Origin of the sequence: Methanosaeta sp. UBA458 (assembly GCF_002496085.1) — an archaeon.
GTDB lineage: Archaea > Halobacteriota > Methanosarcinia > Methanotrichales > Methanotrichaceae > Methanothrix > Methanothrix soehngenii.
The window spans coordinates 25327-27043 of record NZ_DAIK01000060.1; the positions used below are offsets into that span (position 1 = coordinate 25327).

At 57.1% G+C, this 1717-nt stretch carries 1 protein-coding gene; it reads right to left on the reverse strand.

Annotated features, from left to right (window positions below):
- Window positions 1–4 precede the first annotated feature (4 nt).
- Window positions 5–1717: SagB/ThcOx family dehydrogenase (locus BP822_RS04145; protein ID WP_286877789.1), on the reverse strand; the 1713-nt coding region annotated here is incomplete at its 5' end.

Below are 1717 nucleotides of genomic sequence, written 5' to 3' on the forward strand. Positions count from 1 at the left end.
TCGATCAGCCGTAAGCGGGCAGATCGATCAGCCTGGGATCGGTGAGCGCCCGGCCTACGGTGAAGTGGTAGAGGTCCTGGTACCCTAAATCGAACAGGCCCAGCATGCGGTGAACCATACCATCGAAAAAGCAGCCTATGCCGCAACCCCTGTAGCCCGTTGCCTCGCTTGACAGGTAGAGTGCCTGGCCGATCATGCCGCATTCCCAGTAGAGCCGGGAATAAAACCATGGACCATATTCCTCAATAGGATCTTCAAACCGGGATATCATGGCGACGGCAAAGCATCCGTCCGATGCAATATCCTGCCTACAGGACGACTCTTTGGCTGCCAGACGGGCGTCGCCCTGGGCCAGCTGGTAGAGCTCCAGGCCCGGTGGCGTGCGCGATGGCCTCTCCCAGAAAAAGTCCGGGTCCATCGCTCCTCGCAGATCCTCTTTTGCCCTTTCATCTCGCAAGAGGATGTACAGCCCCCGGTCCATCTCCTCCACCCGGTGGACGAAGAGCACCGGATTGACCTGTGGCCTCCAGGGCAGGCCGGGCTTTGCCCGCTCGGGCATCGTCGCCTTCAGGATGGCATGAAAACTATCCAGTGGCATCGTGGCCCTCCCGTCCATGGCCTGCGCGCTGCGCCGCCTGCGAAGGATGTGGCAGTATTCCCTGGATATATCTCCAGATACATCAGTAGCTGCTTCTTTTATCGAAGCGGACTTGCCTTTTAACTCAATCCGCAGCACCTCTTCTGCTCTGGCAGCAGATCGAGAGTAGGCATCGCTGATCTGGGGCTTTTTCGCCGCCTCGCTTGCCATATCGATCTCCTGCCAGGGAACGATGCTTGGGCTCAGGATATTGGGTCGAAGGGATAGAGGCTCAGTCTCTATCCCGGAGATCAGGCACTCATCTATTCTGTGGACCCTACCATCGCTGAATAAGGCGAGCATCACATCGGGTCGCTCTTTTCCTGTGGGGCCATCCGTCATTTTATCCGGCTCATTCCATAGAATCCTGGCCAGGTCGTCCGTGCCCAACTCCTCCTGCAGGGACAGCGTCCAGCCCAGGCAACATGCCGCCTCGCCAGCCGCAGCCAGAGCATGCCCCAGATCCAGCATGCAGTAGCGAAAAGCCCTCGCTCCATACTTCCAGGACTCGCGCCAGTAGATGGTGGTGAGGATGAGCAAAATGGTGCCCGAGGGAAGGTGAAGAGACTGCCAGCTCTCCTCTCTTATGCCAGCCAAAAGCTCCAGGGAATGATCCTTCGGCTGATAGTGATAAACGCCTGGAGAGAGATCCAGTTCCTCCCCCCCTCCAGCCAAAAGATAGCATTCTGTGGGATGGAGGTTGCCGCTGGATGGATTGACCCTTAACGTCCATTCTGCGCCTGCAACTGCTTTCCTGCCGGAAAGGGCAAGGCTTTCGAAGAAGAATCGAGAGAGGTTTTCGCTTGTAAGAGGAGATGGCCTGAGCTTTCCAGTCATCCCTTCGAATCCCAGGCGATCAAGAGCCAATCGCTTTGATCCCTCATAGCTGCGGAAGGGATCTGGCTGATTTGACCAGTCCATCCTCCCCGGGCCGCGTGCCATTCGATTGGGCTGGTGCTTGGTCTGCTGATGATAAGCTATGATCCGTTCCAATGCGCCGGACGTAGAATTATCCCTCCATTCAATCTTGAAAAGCCCCCCTTGGGTTGTCGTCCTCCGTGCGCTCTGTGACTCCACATG